14 protein-coding genes are annotated in these 17,564 nt (G+C 45.5%); 3 read left to right on the top strand and 11 right to left on the bottom strand.

Annotation, left to right across the window (positions count from 1 at the left end):
- Positions 1 to 75: 75 nt before the first annotated feature.
- The 7 genes from BW716_RS14870 to porU all read right to left on the bottom strand — a co-directional run bounded on the left by BW716_RS14870 (position 76) and on the right by porU (position 9,983).
- Complete coding sequence (locus tag BW716_RS14870; protein ID WP_083723363.1) at positions 76 to 1,563, bottom strand: murein hydrolase activator EnvC; 1,488 nt, start codon at positions 1,561 to 1,563, stop codon at positions 76 to 78.
- A 22-nt stretch (positions 1,564 to 1,585) separates the two neighbouring features.
- On the bottom strand, positions 1,586 to 2,416 hold the full coding sequence (locus BW716_RS14875; protein WP_083723364.1) for a DUF4292 domain-containing protein: 831 nt from the start codon (positions 2,414 to 2,416) through the stop codon (positions 1,586 to 1,588).
- A 16-nt stretch (positions 2,417 to 2,432) separates the two neighbouring features.
- Positions 2,433 to 4,256: a tetratricopeptide repeat protein gene (locus tag BW716_RS14880; protein ID WP_083723365.1), complete on the bottom strand. Its 1,824-nt coding sequence runs from the start codon at positions 4,254 to 4,256 to the stop codon at positions 2,433 to 2,435.
- A gap of 2 nt (positions 4,257 to 4,258) precedes the next feature.
- Positions 4,259 to 4,702: a dUTP diphosphatase gene (gene dut / locus BW716_RS14885; protein WP_220388762.1), complete on the bottom strand. Its 444-nt coding sequence runs from the start codon at positions 4,700 to 4,702 to the stop codon at positions 4,259 to 4,261.
- Between the two features lie 28 nt (positions 4,703 to 4,730).
- Positions 4,731 to 5,231: a 2-C-methyl-D-erythritol 2,4-cyclodiphosphate synthase gene (gene ispF, locus BW716_RS14890; RefSeq protein ID WP_083723366.1), complete on the bottom strand. Its 501-nt coding sequence runs from the start codon at positions 5,229 to 5,231 to the stop codon at positions 4,731 to 4,733.
- A 108-nt stretch (positions 5,232 to 5,339) separates the two neighbouring features.
- On the bottom strand, positions 5,340 to 6,527 hold the full coding sequence (gene porV / locus BW716_RS14895; RefSeq protein WP_083723367.1) for a type IX secretion system outer membrane channel protein PorV: 1,188 nt from the start codon (positions 6,525 to 6,527) through the stop codon (positions 5,340 to 5,342).
- A 108-nt stretch (positions 6,528 to 6,635) separates the two neighbouring features.
- Positions 6,636 to 9,983 carry a type IX secretion system sortase PorU gene (gene porU / locus BW716_RS14900; RefSeq protein ID WP_179091140.1) on the bottom strand — a complete coding sequence of 1,116 codons (3,348 nt, stop codon included), beginning with the start codon at positions 9,981 to 9,983 and terminating at the stop codon, positions 6,636 to 6,638.
- A gap of 349 nt (positions 9,984 to 10,332) precedes the next feature.
- Between porU and BW716_RS14905 the strand changes: the two genes are divergently transcribed.
- Complete coding sequence (locus tag BW716_RS14905; RefSeq protein WP_083723545.1) at positions 10,333 to 11,883, top strand: SUMF1/EgtB/PvdO family nonheme iron enzyme; 1,551 nt, start codon at positions 10,333 to 10,335, stop codon at positions 11,881 to 11,883.
- Between the two features lie 141 nt (positions 11,884 to 12,024).
- On the opposite strand, the gene bcp is transcribed toward BW716_RS14905, so the two are convergent.
- On the bottom strand, positions 12,025 to 12,486 hold the full coding sequence (gene bcp / locus BW716_RS14910; RefSeq protein ID WP_083723369.1) for a thioredoxin-dependent thiol peroxidase: 462 nt from the start codon (positions 12,484 to 12,486) through the stop codon (positions 12,025 to 12,027).
- Positions 12,483 to 14,171, bottom strand: coding sequence for a M23 family metallopeptidase (locus BW716_RS14915; protein ID WP_083723370.1), 1,689 nt, complete (start codon positions 14,169 to 14,171; stop codon positions 12,483 to 12,485). Before BW716_RS14915 ends, bcp begins: the two co-directional genes overlap by 4 nt.
- 85 nt (positions 14,172 to 14,256) lie before the next feature.
- Here BW716_RS14915 and BW716_RS14920 point away from each other — a divergent pair, with 85 nt between their 5' ends.
- Together BW716_RS14920 and BW716_RS14925 are read left to right on the top strand one after the other, a co-directional pair.
- Entirely contained in the window at positions 14,257 to 15,333 is a 1,077-nt protein-coding gene (locus BW716_RS14920; RefSeq protein WP_083723371.1) for a sensor histidine kinase, read from the top strand.
- Positions 15,330 to 16,022 carry a LytTR family DNA-binding domain-containing protein gene (locus BW716_RS14925; RefSeq protein ID WP_083723372.1) on the top strand — a complete coding sequence of 231 codons (693 nt, stop codon included), beginning with the start codon at positions 15,330 to 15,332 and terminating at the stop codon, positions 16,020 to 16,022. The genes BW716_RS14920 and BW716_RS14925 overlap by 4 nt, the downstream gene beginning before the upstream one ends.
- Positions 16,023 to 16,071: 49 nt before the next feature.
- On the opposite strand, the gene BW716_RS14930 is transcribed toward BW716_RS14925, so the two are convergent.
- Positions 16,072 to 16,869 (bottom strand): TerC family protein, encoded by a 798-nt coding sequence (locus tag BW716_RS14930; protein WP_083723373.1) that lies wholly within the window; start codon positions 16,867 to 16,869, stop codon positions 16,072 to 16,074.
- Positions 16,870 to 17,004: 135 nt separating this feature from the next.
- Positions 17,005 to 17,562 (bottom strand): TerD family protein, encoded by a 558-nt coding sequence (locus tag BW716_RS14935; protein WP_083723374.1) that lies wholly within the window; start codon positions 17,560 to 17,562, stop codon positions 17,005 to 17,007.
- Positions 17,563 to 17,564: the final 2 nt, after the last annotated feature.

Here is a 17,564-nt window from a genome sequence, read left to right on the forward strand (position 1 = left end):
GACCTTTTTGGTCAGCCCCATTCATTTTGGTTTAACTAAAGAGGGTCGGTCATAAGACCGGCCATCTTTAGTTCTTTATTTTCTTCTGATCCAGGATTCAGGGTTTTGTCTTACTACCCCTTTATAGATCTGTAATTCTACTTCACCTAAATTTTCAAGTTCATTTGTACCGGCGGTACCTATTACCTGTCCTGTGGTTACTTTATCACCTGATTTTACGTTTACGGATTGCAGACGTGCATAGTTGGTAAAATACTGACCATGCCGGATGATGACGAGCGATCCACCACCAGGAATGACTGCCACCTTTCTGACTTCGCCGGTAAAGATTGCTTTGACGGGAGCGCCTTTGGCAGTACCGATGATCACACCATCATTCTCTACGGTGATCCTTTCCATTACAGCGTGTTGCTGGCGGCCAAAGTGACCAATTACGTTTCCGGAGGTTACTGGCCATGGTAATTTACCACGGTTACTTTCAAAGCTTTCTGACAATGCCAGGGCTTCTGGTGTGGCTTCGAGGACGTTTTCAGTACGTACTGGTTTATCGTCATCTGCCGGTGCTGGCGGCGGGGTCTTCACCACTTCTGGCTTAGGCTCTGGTGCCGCAGGCTTTGGTTCAGGCGTATTTTTAGCTGTATTATCGGCGGCCTTGTTGGCTGCAGCTGCTGCGGCGGCCGCAGCGGCGGCTTTACGGGCAGCTTCTTCACGACGTTTCTTCTCTTCGACTGCTTTACGTTTTGCCAGGGCTTCCTCTTCTGCCTTTTTACGTTCCAGTTCTATTTCACGACGGATCACCGCCTGGATAGCAGCCTGTACTTTCTGGGCATCTTTTTTATTCTTGTTAATATCCGCTACCAGTTCCTTTTCCCTTCCTTTCAGGCCGGTGAGCACCTCATCCTTTTCCTTTTTATCGGCCTCGAGAATGGTGCGCTGCTCCTGTTCTGTCTTCAGGGAACCAGAGCGTTTTTCTTTCTGTACACGGAGACTTTCAATCTTCTTGTTCAGCAATACCTGGGTAGACAGGATATTGTCTGCCTGACGGCGACGATAATCACGGTATTGTTTCAGGTATTGATAGCGCTTGATCGCGTCATTGAAAGTCTGAGCAGAAAAAATAAAGTTCAGCATGTCGTACGTACTACGGTTTTTGTAGGCATATACGACCAGCTTTGAGTATTGTGACTTCAGGGTATCCAGGTCTTTTTCCAGGGTCTTGATGTCACGATAAGCTGTATTGATATCTCCGTTAATGAAGTTGATCTCTTCATTGATACTATTGATGAGGCGTGAGCGCAGGGTAATCTTTTCTTTCAGTGCTCTCAGCTGGCTTACGCTTTCCCTGGTAGACTTTTTAGTTTCTTTCAGGGCCTGGTTCGCCTCATCGATCTCTTTCTGCAGCTCTCTTTTTTTATGCTCAAGTTCTTCCCGCGATTGAGTGGGCGCCTGTGCGTAGAGCAAGGCCGGTAGTAATCCTATTGCTAATACTAATGGGAGAAACTTCTTCAGATTCAGCATGATGGTTTTAAAGATAGCTGCAAAATGGCAATTTACAAATTTCATGTACAATACAGCACATTACTGACTATTCCTTTGAATAAGAAGCAGGGATTGTGAATGGATAGCTAACAGGTACGTCAAAATCAACCTTGTTAAATTCCATATTGATCTTTGTCACGCCTTTGGCTTCTACAAAAACGCGGCGCCGGGTTGCAAACTTATGTCCACCCATTGTTTTGTATTCACCATAGGTCAGTTCGCAGGAACGTCCTTTCTCATTGTCTTTATCCATTACCTTGCTCTGTTGCAACACATAGTCATCTGCAAATACGTTGAACAGACTTATAAATACTTCGCTTTCACAACTGAACGAGATCACTGCCGGGGTCTTGACTACCTGGAAGATAGAATCTGTCAGGAAGATCGGATTACCGACAATCATGTCCTGCAAAGTTTTGAAATCGAATGGAATATTGAGAAGATCCTGTGCGTTTTTTATATCGCGCAGGTACACCTTTTTATCCAGTTTGTTCACTGCCCTGAGGCTATCCGGTGTGATGATAGCGCGTGCTACTTCACCAATGATTGGTGCGGATACTGAGATCCAGATCACGCTATCCCTGGTCATGCGGATATTAGCAGTTACTTCAGGAGGTGATTTGGTATCGGATTCATAATCCACTTTCAGTTTGGCTGAAAAGGTATTATAGGCAATTACATTGCTGTGGAGCTTATTCAGCAAATCTTTATTAAAAGCTGTGGCTTCTGCGTTGCTTGCGCTATCAGCTACAGTAGTATGTTTTGAAGTATCTGTGACAGGAAAAGACGTACTCGCTATCTGTCGGGTATGCCTGCATGAAAACAGTCCCGTGCTTACAATACCTAATGTTATCAGTGCTAATGTTTGCTTCATCATGATCTTTTGTCATCCCTTATTCACGTTCTGTTGCCAGTATGTACCGCTTCTCTGCTATTTTGCGGGCAAGGCCAGTAGAGTTAGCGCCTTTTTCCTTTGCCAGGCGCCAGTATTCCAGGGCTTTGTCCACATCGTGGAGGTTGAACAGTATATCGCCATAATGTTCCAGCATACCCGGATTATCTTTTGCCTGCTGCGATTGCAGGGCCTTTTCCATCCATTGCTTTGCCAGTTCGTATCTGCCCATTCTGAACATCACCCAGGCATATGTATCCATGTAATTGATACTTGTCGGTTCCAGTTCCAGCGAATGGCGGGACATCGATTCTGCTTTTTGCAATTGCTCACCTCTCAATGACAGGTAATAGCTGTAGTTGTTCAAGACGGTGGCATCATTCGGTTTCAGCAACAGAGAGCGATCGTAACTGCTGTCTGAATCTTCGTGCTGCCCCGTGGCATGATATGCATCTCCCAACAGGGAATATACATCGGCCTTCATACTCTTGTCCACATTTCCGTTTATCAAAGCCTCGTTGAGTGCTTCGATGGATGCCGGATAATTCTGTAGCAAAAAGTTAGCCACCCCTTGAAAATAGTGCCCCATAAATTCCTTAGGGAAACGCTGAGCGACTACATTACTCACTTTCAGCAAGTTAGCCGCATCATCTTTTCGGCTATAAATCCACATCAGCTGGTACCATACGCTATAACGTGTGGAATCGAGTGACACTGCTTTCCTGTAATCATATAGTGCGCTATCCAGCATATTGGCCTGGGAGTACATATCGGCCTGCAGTGCATAGGCTTTAGCCTCTTCAGGGTGTGCTTCTATAACCAGCTGCGCCAGTTGTAATCCTTCCCTTAGCTTGGTAGTATCTGTACCCTGCATTTGCAGGTATGGGTATACGTATGAAACCTTTTCGTCAATGCTGTAATCCGGATTGGCAAACGCCCTGGTGAGATAGCTCCAGTACTGCATGTGGTCCCCGCTCTTTTTGGCAGTGTTGGCTAGTGCGATCAGTGCTCTGGGGTTAGCAGAGTCCAGCTGCAGACTGCTTTTATACAGGGCAACGGCCTCCTCCTGCCGGTCATTGGCGTTATAAATATCTGCCAGCAGCAGGTAGTACCTTACTTCGCTGGGGTATTGGTTGACTAGTTTGTGAATCTCTTCCGCAGCATCATCTACCCTGTCTAATTTAAGCAACAACCGCTCTTTCTGGATAGCCAGTTCTTCTACAAGACCGACTTTCTTTTCCAGTTGGTCAAAGACTGCAAGGGCAGCTTCAGGTTGTTCCGCTTTGGTGAGAAACATCCCTTTGTTGTAAAGATATTCATCATTGTCAGGGTATTGAACAGACAGCTTACCATATACGGCAGCTGCACTATCAAACTGACCGGCTATACCAAATGCATCGGCCAGGGTGATCTGGAACCACTTGTTGGTGGTATCCATACTGGCAGCACGCCTGGCAAAACCCAGCGCATACCCCGGATTACGGACTTCGATGAACAGTCTTGACAGCTCGTAATAAGCGGTGGGATTGGTTTTGATAAGGCGCAGGTAATCGGAGAACTGGGTAATAGCGGTACGGTAATCACCTAAGATCTTGGAGCGTTCGGCTGCAAAAAACAAGCTGTCTGCACGCTGCTGCAGGATCGTAGGATCTTTGATATATACAGTTCCACTACTCTTTGCTGTAGTGGACTTGCTACTTTTGCAGGCACTTAAAAAGCCAGCTGCCAACAGTAAAAATAACAACGCACCTGCAAAACGACTCTTGTTTAGCAAGTGGATTGCGCGATGGGTGGCAGTTTCATTCTTTTTAAAAGACCTGTGCATTATTATGATTTTCCGGTGTGTCCAAAACCACCGGCTCCGCGGTCGGTTTCATTGAGCAGCTCTACGGCTTCCAGTGCAACCTGGATGTAAGGCGCAATGATCATTTGTGCGATCCTTTCTCCGGGTGCAACCACCTGAGGCTCGTTGGACAAATTGATCAGGATGATCTTTATTTCTCCTCTATAATCGGCATCTATTGTACCAGGTGTATTCAGAATAGTCAGGCCCTGTTTGAAGGCCAGGCCACTGCGGGGTCTGATCTGTGCTTCATAACCAGCAGGCAATTCCATAAACAGGCCGGTAGGCACCAGTACCCTTTCGAGGGGTTGCAGCGTGATGGCTGTTTCAAGATTTGCTCTCAGGTCCATACCAGCCGCATCGGCTGTGGCATATGAAGGGAGTGGATTCGCAGATTTGTTAATTATTTTGACTGTAATAGCTGCCATTGAACAAAGATATTATTAATTATCTGGTTTAACGAGTATAAGGCCCCTCCTCCTTCTCCAACAATACGGTCGCATAAGCGACTACGCCTTCTTCACGGCCTACGAATCCCAGCTTTTCAGTGGTAGTAGCTTTGATAGATACCTCTTCAGTAGTCAGTTTCAGGATATTGGCAATTACTTCCTGCATTTGCGGTACATAAGGTTTGATCTTAGGCGCCTGCAGGCAAAGTGTGCTGTCAATATTTACCACCTGGTAGCCTTTCTCAGCAATTAGCTGCTGGGTACGCTGTAACAGGATCTTGCTGTCAATATCTTTGTAAGTATTGTCTGTATCCGGGAAATGAACACCAATATCACCCAGGCTGGCAGCTCCCAGCATCGCATCGCAGATGGCGTGCAGCAGCACATCGGCATCGCTATGGCCCAGGGCTCCCTGGTGGTGAGGCACAAGTACGCCTCCGAGCCAGAAATCTCTTCCTTCCGTCAATTGGTGAAAATCAACACCTAATCCAATTCTCAGTTTGCTCATAGTTGTCTTTATAATAAGTGGTTCTGGGTGCAAATTAAAAATCCCCCGGAAATATCCGAGGGATTTATATATTTTAAAAAAATATTAACTATTTCAGGATCAGCTATCTTACCATGTAGCCTCGTTCCTGTCTGCCTTGAAGCCAAGGTCAAACACAAGCGAGAAGCGGAGTGTATTGGATAACGGATTACGCTGGATACCATTTCCGGAAGGAACCAGGTAAGAAAAGTTCAGACCGAACATATTGTATTTAACACCTATACCGGCAGTTACATACTTACGGTTACCCTTGTTTTTGTTTTCGTAGAAGTAACCGGTACGTACAAAGAACTGATCGTTGTAGGAGTATTCACCACCGGCAGACACACTTACTTCCTGCAATTCTTCTGACATACCGCCGGGTGCATCGCCAAAGGAGGAGAAGATACCGGAGATAACGCTCTTGTTCCTGTAATCGCCATTGCTGTCTGGTGTAGGCACCAGCAGTTTGTTGATGTCCAGGGCCAGCATGATCTTGTTCATCTGATCCAGACCGAAGGTGTACGAAGTACCCAGGCCCATGTTGGTAGGAATAAAGTCCTTATTGGTAGCTGAGGATGTGTAGGAGATCTTGGTACCGATATTGGTAAAGGCCGCCCCTAAATTCAAGGTATTTTTCACCCCGTCATCCTTTTCAAAATCTTTGGTATAGAACAGGGACAGATCCGTAGAGAAGGCTGTACCTGGTTTGATCACCTGACCGTTTACGTCGCCGCTGGCCAGGTTCGAATAGATGTAACGCGCAGCGATGGCCACAGAGAAGTGGTCAGACAACTTGCGGGAGTAGCCTGCATCGAGGGCATACTCACGAGGACGGAAATCGGAGGTTGGTGTACCGTTGATGTCCGTAAAATTGATGGTACCGAGGGAGAAGTACCGCAGTGAACCAGACACGGTCTGGAACTCATCCAATTGGTAATAACCTGCTAACGTGGCAAGAAATACATCGTTCACCAGTTCTTTTAACCAGGGAGTGTAGGTAACAGAGATGGCAGATCTTGTAGTCGCAAAAGGCAGTTTAGCCTGGTTCCAGTAGATTGAGTTAGCATCAGGAGACGTGGCAACACCGACATCACCCATAGCACCAGCCCTGGCATCAGGAGAGATACGCAGGAACGGCACCGCTGTGTTGATGGTGTTGGTACGACCATCCAACTGGCCGGTGGTAATTTGTGCTGCGGTTGATAAGCTAAAAAACAGGCAACAGATGAAAATCAGATTTTTTACTGTTACCGTCTTGTTCATGCAATTATACATGCAATAGTGTTTAGAACGAAATGTAAAAATAATTCCAAATTTAGAATAATCAATAACAGGGGCCTGGCTAGGGATTTGCGAATCTAGTCTATTCTTTTGATGCATAGGTCAATATATGATCACTTTTCCACCTAAAATCTTCTTCTTGCCATTAGCATTTACCATGATATTATAGAAATAGATCCCAGGCGGCATTTTGGCTCCGGCATCGTTCCTGCCGTCCCAATTCGCCCCTAGATAACGGCTACCCGCTATATTTATTGTATGACGGATAGTTTTTATTTGCTGCCCTGCCAGGGTAAAAATCCTGATTGTTACATCAAGGTCTTCGCCCTGCTGATTATGCTCAAGCGTAAATGATGTCTGGTCATGAAAGGGGTTTGGGTAGCACCCGGCACTCTGGAAAAGAGCCTGCGATGACTGGACCACTTTGAACCGCAACGTGTAAGTATTGGAATTGTTGTAGGTATCCCATACTTTAATTGTCAGAGTATGCGCCCCGGCGGTTAACCCATACAGCGGGTAGGTGACTGAACCCGACTGATAGCTATCCGACGAAGCCTCAAAAAAGTTGTTCAGTATATAATACTGGTTGTTGTCTTCATCAAGGGTGGCTACTATATCATGGCCAATTCCATTTCCCGTGGTATTTATGCCATGAAGGTCGTAAAGCTGTAGGTATAATACCGGGTTTTCACTGGTAATATCTCCGTTGACAAATCCACTTCCATTGAGATAACCACTTATTGTGGGGCCCTGGGTATCAGTATCTGTTTCCGTAGCACTGCCTGTAACCTGGAATGCGGCATACAGGCCTCCTGCTGTGGTCACGCTATCTGTACCAAAGTAGCTGATGCTACCTGCTCCCGTGGTATAGTCAATATCCAGTGGGACTATAAAGGTACCGGAAATCTGGCCATTTTTTATCGTTTGCTGTCCGCTAAATAAAACATGTTGTTGCAAATAATAACTGGTTTTCGTACTTCCGGCATCATTAGCAAGGGTATATTGCGCTGCAGGTTTGTCGTATACGGTAGTATACATTTTACCGTTGTAATCGCTTACGGCATTGCCCTGGGCGTCTTCCACATGTGCTTTGAATATGTATTTTCCCATAGCCTTCATCGTATCAGCCACATTGCCATTTGCATCCAGCAAGGAGTCTGTTACAACATGATATTGAGGAAAGGCAAGTGTGAGTGCGGGATCGCCCAGGAGCTGAAACTTCCTGTTATTGGGAATATCACTGTAAGTGCTGTAGGTCAGGTTCTTAGCCTCCATGGCTGCGGTGCCCAGGGTAGGCATTCTGCCATCGATACCGGGTGCAAGCAGTTTAGTCAGGTAGTTGGCATTCAATACTTTGTTTGAAGCAGCAAATACAGCCCTGGTGGTTGTCATCAGTGCGATGCCACCACCGTTCTCCTGTAGTAAGACCTGCTCACCCAGCGAATTGTAGGCAGGATTGTCGAAAGGTGCAAAGTCGCAGGTAGCGGTAATGAATAATGGTAATTTCGTATTGTTCTTCCACGAGGCAAGGGAGGAAGCATCCATGATCACTTCTTCTGCCAGACGGGAATAATTGCCGTGACCCGTGTAATTCCAGATCAGTGTACCATCATACATATCTTCCGCAATGGCTGTATTCACAGATGGATAACGGCTACCACCGGCATCGGATACTTTTGTATAGGCATCCAGGTAAATCTTGTTGATTCTGCCTGCAGGCCATTGTTGTGTGGTGATGTCGCTCATGCTTTCAGCATCCTGTAAATGCAGGTTATCATCCCCATCGTCTGCCACAAAAGTGATATGTTGTTGCCAGCGGCCGAACCGGGAAGCGTTGTGGTAATTAATTATTTTATTGACTACGACATTGGCTTCGGTAGTGTTCTTAACCGGTAAGCGCCCCACTCTTACTACCATCTGATTCGCCATACCTGCATCATTGATATCATCTGCATCTGAGAGGAAACCAAAGAAATCGTCGGAAGGATATGCATAAATAGGGTCTATAGAAATGGTGGTTTGCCAGGTAGGCACCAGATTAGTATTGCCGTTAATACGATACTTATAATCATATGAAGCATCGCCAAATAATAATACGTATTGCAGTCCTCCCCTGTCATAACACATTTTAATAAAATCACGGATAGCAGTAGGATCAGGATTGCCGGAGGCGAACTCCGTATAGATCTGGGACACATCTGCCACCTGTACAGACAGCCCATCATGCGATGTATGCCAGGTAGCCAATCGCTGTGCCTGAGCAGACAAGGTATTGGTTGTGATAATGAGCATATTCACACCACTGATGCCGTGTAAGTCCTGGTTGGCGACAGTACCTATGTAAGCGGGTGTGAGTAACCCCTGATCTTCAAAGGCAACATATTCATGTAGAGAAGTGGCTGCACGTGTGAATGATAATGTGCTGCCACTCAGGCTGGTAGTTAGTTGTATAGGGGTAATGGGATCGGTAATATCCCAGATCTTTGTTTGTGCACTGGCGCTTTGTAGTAAGAACTTTGCGGTTTGACCTATTGAGCTGGCATCTCTGAAGAAAAGCGGAGTAGTCGTAGTTAATTGCAAGGGTATTCGTGCATTCAGGTTGATATTATCTAACCAACCAGTAGCACCACTGGCACCCGGGGTAAAGGTAAAATTTATTGCCGCACTGGTACCCGCCGGGGTTGCGGTAAATGTGCCGGAAGTTGTGGTGGCAAATGCTTCGAAGATATTGCCGGTGATGGCGCTGAGTGATAATGAGCCGGCAGTATTGCCATTGATAGCGATATCGAATTTGCTGGTGCCTCCGCTACGTGCTCCTACTCTTGTATTGATACTGAAGGAGGTAGGAGTAAAAGGCAGTGTAAAAGGGATGGTTCTGGTAGTTTGGGTAGTGCTGAAAGCAGGTCCCCACCATTGTTTGCCACTCTGCAACAGGTTCAGACTATCATTTTCATAATAATCATGATAGTCAAAGCTCAGAATGGTACTTGTCGCCGTCGGTGTGGCAGCATCTGTGGCAATACGTTTTCCACCGGTACCTACCTGTAAATAATAATAAGCGGTATCGCTATAAAGATTGAATATATGGGTGTAAGTGCTACCCTGGTAACTCCAGCTATGAGGGCCGGGGGCATAAAACAGCAGATAATTATCTGTCTGCATCAGGGCTACCTCGGGGAGGTCATCATATCGGTTACTGCCGACAGCCTCTGGTAACATACGACCACCGGTGCCATACAGGCGAATTTCTGCAGAAGTGTTGATACCCATGCTGTTCAGCAGGGTTTTATCGATCTTATAGATCCCTTCCCCTGGGATGGCCAGTTTGTACCAGGTGCCGGAGGCTAGTACAGAATGGTCTGCATGGGGTAATGTACGGGCTGAAGAATGCCCCGGCAACAGCCAGGTCACCATACCTAACAGTATGTAATACAGTCCATAAAATTTCATGCAGGGAATTTGCGCAAACATAATAAAATTACTCTATATTTATTCCCAGAATCGACCAACCAGTAGACGCTGGAACAAGGAAAAATTGCTTACCATATCACAGCAATCCTGAAAACCGTATATTAGTATACCAAAAGGGGAAAACCTTGTGAACAAAAGCAAATCATGGGACGCAGATAATATTAAATTAATACGTATGCCATGCTGCCTTTTAAAATACAAAGCATTGATTTAAAACATGATACGTCTAATTAGAACGCAAAGGCTTACAGATTAATTATTTTTACTATAAAATAAAATGTGCTAAATTTGCGTTTACCATAAATATCAAATAATAAAGTTGAATCGCATGCATAGATTAACCTCTGTCTCATTCCTCTTAGGCGCCAGTGTCATGCTGTCAATGACTGCCTGTAATAAGAATGGCGGCGGGGCCTTCAGTAAAAAGAAGGATAAATCCACCGCTACCGGCTGGAACTATAATGACCCAAAAATGGGTGGTTTCAGTGTGGCAAAAAATAAAGATCAGCAAACTGGCCCTGGTCTTGTATTCGTACAAGGTGGTACCTTTGCCATGGGTGCGACCGAACAGGACGTAATGGCTGACTGGAATAACATTCCACGTCGTATCACTGTATCATCTTTTTATATTGATGAATCAGAGGTAGCCAACATACACTATCGTGAGTATCTGCATTGGTTACGTCGCATGTACAACGAGTCTTTCCCTGCTGTTTATCGTCAGGCACTGCCAGATACCCTGGTATGGCGTAGCGAGCTGGCTTACAACGAGCCGCTGGTAGAGTATTACTTCCGTCACCCGGCCTACAACGATTATCCGGTAGTAGGTGTGAACTGGAAACAAGCTGTTGACTACTGTAAATGGCGTTCTAACCGTGTGAATGAAAAGCTGCTGATCGAAAAAGGACTGCTGTCTAAAACAGATATGAACAATCAGGCCGATGACAATACATTCGATACCAAGTCTTACACGGCTGGTCTGTACGAAGGTATTCCCGGCAAGATGACTAAACAAACCAAAGAACAGTTCAGAAACTCGGATGGTTCTCCGCGTACTGCTCAGTTCGAGGATGGTGTAATGTTACCTAACTACCGTCTCCCAACAGAAGCTGAGTGGGAATATGCGGCACTGGGTTACATTGGCCAGAACCCTGGTCCTTCCAAGAAAGAAGGTAAACGTGGTGAGGAGTTGATCATGAACAAACAGGTGTATTCCTGGGGTACCAACAACAGCGGTTTGAGAGATATCCGCCGTGGTGCATGGCAAGGTCAGTTCCTGGCGAACTTCAAGCGTGGTTCTGGTGATAACATGGGTATGGCCGGTGGTCTGAATGACCGTGCGTCTATTCCTGGTCCGATCACTGCTTACTTCCCGAATACTTTCGGTATCTATAATATGTCTGGTAACGTGAGCGAGTGGGTATTGGACGTTTATCGTCCGCTGAACCCAATCGACGGTGATGACTTCAACTACTTCCGTGGTAACAAGTTCCAGACTACTTATATGAATGGTGAGAATGAGCCTGAAAAGGATAGCCTGGGTCACCTGAAAATGCGTGATGTAACGGATGAGGAAAGTGCTAACCGTCTGAACTACCAGAAAGGTGATGTGATCAACTATCTGGATGGTGATACCCTGTCACAGGTTGAGTATGGTTATGGTGTAACTTCCCTGATCAATGATAAATCTCACGTGGTAAAAGGTGGTAGCTGGAATGACAGAGCTTATTGGTTGTCTCCTGGTACACGTCGTTACATGCAGGAAGATATGGCGACTAATACAGTAGGTTTCCGTTGTGCAATGGACCGTGTAGGTAGCCCTGAGGGTAATAAGTTTAAGACAGGTAACCTGTTTAAGAAACAACGTCAGAAGAGATAGTTTCAACTTATAAATAAATAAAAGAGGCGCGGTCGAATGACCGCGCCTCTTTTATTTACGCGCAAAAACAAACCCTGATCGCNNGCGATCAGGGTTTGTTTTTGGCATGCGGCTCCTGCGGAGGCCCTGAATGCAAATTACTTATTTCCAGATTTCGAGAATTTCTTCTGTGTGATTCTTTGTATCTGGTTTGGAAATGATCTTATCAATCACACCGTTTTCATTAATAAGGAAAGTCGTCCTATGCGTTCCATCATATACCTTCCCCATAAACTTCTTTTCCCCCCATACACCATACTGCTCCACGATCTTCTTATCCTCATCAGCTAATAAAGGAAACGGCAGTTCATACTTCTCTGCAAATTTCTGATGGCTCTTTTCACCATCTGTACTTACACCGACCACTGCATATCCTTTCTGCAATAAAGCTGTGTAATTATCACGAAGGTTGCAGGCCTGTGCCGTACATCCAGGCGTCATATCTTTTGGATAGAAATACAGTATTACTTTCTTTCCTTTCAGGTCAGACAGGGAAACCATATTCCCTGACTGGTCTACCCCTTTAAATATGGGGGCTTTATCTCCTTCTTTCAAATGTGTCATCTTGTAAATTTAAATGTATACACCGATGCATTACCGGCCAAATCTGTAACAGTTAATGTCAGCATATGGTTGCCTGCAGGGCAGTGATTATCGAAGTTATATGTCAGCACATTGCTACGACGGGAGAACATCAGCCACTTGCCATCCAGTTCAGCACGGTAACTCTTAATACCATTTGCATCGCTCATAGCAAAAGATAGTTTAGTTGCTGCGGACAGTTTTGCTCCACTCTTTAACCCACCGATGATCGTAATCTTAGGTGCAATTGTATCTACTGCCAGACGGAAGGTACCGAACTCCCTGAACTTACCTACATACCAGCCATTATCTATGGTCGTACCGGTGATGGTTTCACCCAAACCTTCTCTTACCATTACCACTTTGTTCGCCAGGTTGGCGGGCAGTGGTTTTTCTGGTTTCAGACGGAGGTTGAAAGGTGTGTGTACAGGCACCAGTGGCGTGTGCAGGCGGTAAGAAGAGAAGCCACTCTTACCATCCAGTTCTGCATAGTTGAAGCAGATCTTGTCGTACAGCGCTGTTTCATCCAGATAGAATTCCACCTGGTTGTTTTCAAAGATATTCCTTGACTCTGCATACATGGTATTTGCACAGGAAGATTCCTTATCTGACTCACCATTCTGCTGGAGCGTTACTTTTACTACACTGGTATTGCCATAGGCATCCTTTACCTGCAGCTTTACAGGGTGTGGCTTGCCATCGGACAGGTCCAGTACACCATCTCCCTGCATATCCTTGTAAATGCTCAGTTTATTGCCTGGCAGGGTGAATAACAGCTGTACCCATGGGCCACCGCTTTTCTTCGTTTTGTAGTCTATATGTGCATTGATGTACAGTGACTCGTCAAAACCGATATTATCGATGGTGAAGCTGGTATTGGGTACATCTTCGTCGAATAATACCACCTGGTAAATACCATAGGTATTTGGCGCTGTAGGACTCATTTTATCTACCGCAGTCAAACCCAATCCTATGCTGGCGGCTTTTACTTTTACCACCGGGGCGGTAGTCACATATTCACCGCCTACTTTCTTTACAGGCAGTATAATGGGGGATTGATCATAGATACTCCGTTCCATATCGTAAATCGCAATGCGGGATACGACAGGCGCGGTGGCATCTGCTATGTCGAAACCGAATAATAACGGATTCAGTCCGTGTTCTGTCTGGGTGCTTCTGATCTCGAAATGCACATGTGGACCTGCTGAACCACCGGTATTACCACTCCATGCAATCAAATCCCCTTTCTTTACAGGAAACCTGCCAGCGGGGATCTTCAGATCCTGTACCCAGCTTTCTGCGGAATATTGCTGCTGCTTTACGTATTCTTCCAGAGCGGGGAAGAAACGGTTCAGGTGACCATATACGGTAGTATACCCATTTGGGTGGGTGATATAGACTACATTGCCATACCCGGTGTGAGATACGCCTATGCGGCTTACATAACCATCTGCGGCGGCATGTACCAGCAGGTTTTCCCTTTGCTGGGTTTTGATGTCAAGCCCCGCGTGGAAGTGATTAGGGCGGAGCTCGCCAAAATTACCTGCCAGTTGGATAGGTATATCCAGTGGATTGCGGAAGTACCCACGAGGATAGTTCTTCTCTGGTAATTGCGCATGTAACAGCTGCGGCAGGAGGAAACAAAGTCCAAGGATTCGTTTGATCATGTTACAAAAATACGGAGTCTGCGAAAAGAATGGCCTTTAGCTGGCCTATCCAAATGAAAAAAGTAAAAGTTTATATTTGTAATACATGACTTCAGTACTAACAGGCGATAAAATTAGACAGCTATTGATCCACATAGCCGGCTGCGTTACCTTCCTGGCGCTGCCGATTGTTTTTTCTCCTGATGCCAACAATCTATACGACCTGCTGCGGTTTCCGCCAGCTATGAAGGACTTTATCGTATATGTCCTGCTACTGCTATTCTTTTACTTCAATTTCTTCTGGCTCATACCTACTTTTTACTTCCGCAGGAAGTATGTTAGCTTTTTTGCACTGGCTATTATTTGCTTTGGGTTGATTGTATTACTACCCAATGCACTGATAGTGGGTGATAATGTGTTTCATCAACGGCCACAGGGAATGCCTCCTCTCCCGCCTGAATTCAGCCATTTTAGCAACCGTCCTGAGCCGCATAAACATTCCTTATTGATAGACATGGGGCACCAGATCTTCCTTTTTCTGGCCGTCTTCTTTTTCTCTCTGATCCTGAAAATCCGTAACCGATGGAAACAGGCAGAACAGGAGAAACTCAATGCGGAACTGTCTTACCTGAAAGCACAGATCAATCCTCATTTCCTTTTCAATGTGCTCAATAGCATCTACTCACTGGCTGTGGTAAAATCTGATGAAACACCGACTGCCGTGGTCAAACTATCCGGCATGATGCGGTATGTGCTTAACGATGCCGGTCATCACATGGTACCTCTTTCAAGAGAGATTGATTATATATGCGACTACATCGAGTTACAGCGTATCCGTTTCGGCACTTCCCTCCCACTTGCATTTACCGTGAATGGTGCACCTTCCGGCCAGCTGATTGCGCCGCTGATACTGATTTCATTTTTGGAAAATGCCTTCAAATATGGCATCAATGCCTCTGAAGATGCGGATATCAAAATCGACATTGCCATCGGGAAGCAACTATTAAAATTTCATGTATTCAACAAAAAAGTTGCTTTCAATGACATCCCTGCTGCCAGCAGCGGACTGGGGATAGAGAATACCAGGAAACGCCTGGAACTCCTGTATCCCGGCAGGCATACACTGGATATTACAGATGCTGCCGATCACTTTTCCGTTTCACTTTCATTGCAACTCTTATGATCATACAAGCTATTGCCATAGATGATGAATTGCCGGCACTGACCCTGATCTCAAACTTCTGTGAGCGCATCGATTTCGTGCGGCTGCAACACACGTTCAACAAACCGGAAGAAGCCCTGCAATACATCTCTCAATCTCCTGTAGATCTGTTATTTCTTGATATCAACATGCCTTCCATTCCAGGCACTGATCTATATAAATCTATTACCCAGCAACCGATGGTGATCTTCACCACTGCACATAGTGAATATGCTGTAGAGGGATTTAACCTGAATGCAGTGGATTACCTGTTGAAACCCTTTACCTTCGAGCGTTTTCAACAGGCCGTACAAAAAGCACAGGCCCAGCTAAAATACCAGCAAAGTTTACAGAAAAATGATCAGCAACAACTGGTATTACGTGTGGATTATGGGTTAACAAGAATTGACCTGAAGGATATATTGTTTATTGAAGGTTTGGATGACTATCTGAAAATCCATCTCCTCAATCAGCCAGCACTCGTGATCCGCATGACGATGAAAGTAATGCTGGAAAAACTACCTGCACATGCCTTTGTAAGGGTACACCGATCGTACATTGTATCCTTATCAAAAATTGACCAGGTCAGGAATAAAACGATATTGATCGGCACCCAGGAAATCCCCATTGGCAGCAGTTACGAAGCGAACTTTCACACATGGTTTAAATAGAAAAAGGCGCATCTTCCGACACGCCTTTTCAATTTTTTCTATATACAGATTACTTAGTTTCTCCTAATGTATGTGGCTTAGGATATTTAAATAAAATACTTGTCAGAATTGGTACTAAGAAGATGCTTACTGTGATGATAGAAGTGGCCCAGTCAGCTTCATGGCTACCCAGGAAAGTTGCAAATGCATTGCCTTCGAAGAAGTGCTCATACACCGCCAGCAGCAGTTTGATACCCAGTACGCCGATCACGAGGAAAGCGGCAGTTTCCAGGAAAGGATATTTCTCCATCAGTCTTACAAAACCCTGTGCTACAAATCGCATAGCCAGGATACCGATAAATACACCAGTCCATACCAGAACGATATTTTTGCTGAATGCCACAGCGGCAAATACGTTGTCCAGAGAAAAAGCCAGGTCCATTACTTCTACTACAGCTACAGTTGCCCAGAATGGGCCCATCCAGCCGATAGTATGTTTGTAAAACCAGTTTTGTGTTTTATCTACAGATTCAGGTTCATCATTTGATTCAGCCTGTCTTTTCTTAGCTGCTTTTCCTCTAAAGTAATTAATAGTCAGGTACAACAGGTACAAACCACCTATTGGTTTCAGCCACCAGAACTGAATGAGGAAAGCGGCAAATGCCAGGCAGATACCACGGAATACGTAAGCCCCGATGATACCATATTTTAATGCTCTGTTACGATCGTCTTTAGGGAGGTCCATTACCATAGTCGCCAGTACTGCGGCGTTATCCACAGATAGCAGACTTTCGATAATGATCAGGTTCCCGATAACTAATAAGGAAGGGATGGGATTATTAATGATCTCCTGGATAAATTCAGTCATGTTGCAAGTTGGTTTAAAATTTCTCTTTAGGTTTGTAAAACTAACAGGTTTCTGCCATCCGTACAAGTGTTCCAAAAAAATCGCTGATACCAGCGCGGCATCAGCGATTATTCTGAATATTATATGATCCGGTTATTATCCGGCATAACGGTCTACGTATTCCTGCAGGCCGCCGCGCTGACCAGCGCCGACAGCTTCGAAACGCCATTTATTTTCACGTTTATAAATACGGCCGAACTCTACTGCTGTTTCTATAGAGAAATCTTCTCCCAGCTCATAGCGCAGGATCTCCTGGTTGGTGTTTGCATCAAATATCCTGATAAAGCTGTTGCGTACCTGTCCGAAGTTTTGCTTGCGGCCGGCAGCATCGTGGATAGTTACCACAACACACAGTTCCCTGATAGCAGGGTTGATGATGGACAGATCTACCGTTAGGGTTTCATCATCTCCATCGCCAGCACCAGTCCGATTGTCTCCGGAGTGCTTTACCGACTTATCCGGCGATTCCAGGTTATTGTAAAATACAAAATATTCATCAGCAGGTATCTTCCTGTTATCTCCCAGCATGAATACAGAAGCATCCAGGTCAAACTCAGCCCCGGAGTGCGATTCATTTACATCCCAGCCCAGTCCGATGGTGAATTTCGGTAATGCCAGGTCTGCTCTTTCACCTTTTTGCAGATTGATTGCCATAG

It is taken from the genome of [Flexibacter] sp. ATCC 35208, assembly GCF_001975825.1.
GTDB lineage: Bacteria > Bacteroidota > Bacteroidia > Chitinophagales > Chitinophagaceae > Chitinophaga.

Bases quoted from the DNA above. Each gene is read 5' to 3' on its own strand.
- BW716_RS14905 (WP_083723545.1), top strand. From the start codon at position 10,333: ATGCATAGATTAACCTCTGTCTCATTCCTCTTAGGCGCCAGTGTCATG.
- BW716_RS14925 (WP_083723372.1), top strand. From the start codon at position 15,330: ATGATCATACAAGCTATTGCCATAGATGATGAATTGCCGGCACTGACC.
- BW716_RS14915 (WP_083723370.1), bottom strand. From the start codon at position 14,171: ATGATCAAACGAATCCTTGGACTTTGTTTCCTCCTGCCGCAGCTGTTA.
- BW716_RS14930 (WP_083723373.1), bottom strand. From the start codon at position 16,869: ATGACTGAATTTATCCAGGAGATCATTAATAATCCCATCCCTTCCTTA.
- BW716_RS14875 (WP_083723364.1), bottom strand. From the start codon at position 2,416: ATGATGAAGCAAACATTAGCACTGATAACATTAGGTATTGTAAGCACG.
- BW716_RS14920 (WP_083723371.1), top strand. From the start codon at position 14,257: ATGACTTCAGTACTAACAGGCGATAAAATTAGACAGCTATTGATCCAC.
- porV (WP_083723367.1), bottom strand. From the start codon at position 6,527: ATGTATAATTGCATGAACAAGACGGTAACAGTAAAAAATCTGATTTTC.
- BW716_RS14870 (WP_083723363.1), bottom strand. From the start codon at position 1,563: ATGAAATTTGTAAATTGCCATTTTGCAGCTATCTTTAAAACCATCATG.
- BW716_RS14880 (WP_083723365.1), bottom strand. From the start codon at position 4,256: ATGCACAGGTCTTTTAAAAAGAATGAAACTGCCACCCATCGCGCAATC.
- bcp (WP_083723369.1), bottom strand. From the start codon at position 12,486: ATGACACATTTGAAAGAAGGAGATAAAGCCCCCATATTTAAAGGGGTA.
- dut (WP_220388762.1), bottom strand. From the start codon at position 4,702: ATGGCAGCTATTACAGTCAAAATAATTAACAAATCTGCGAATCCACTC.
- ispF (WP_083723366.1), bottom strand. From the start codon at position 5,231: ATGAGCAAACTGAGAATTGGATTAGGTGTTGATTTTCACCAATTGACG.
- porU (WP_179091140.1), bottom strand. From the start codon at position 9,983: ATGAAATTTTATGGACTGTATTACATACTGTTAGGTATGGTGACCTGG.
- BW716_RS14935 (WP_083723374.1), bottom strand. From the start codon at position 17,562: ATGGCAATCAATCTGCAAAAAGGTGAAAGAGCAGACCTGGCATTACCG.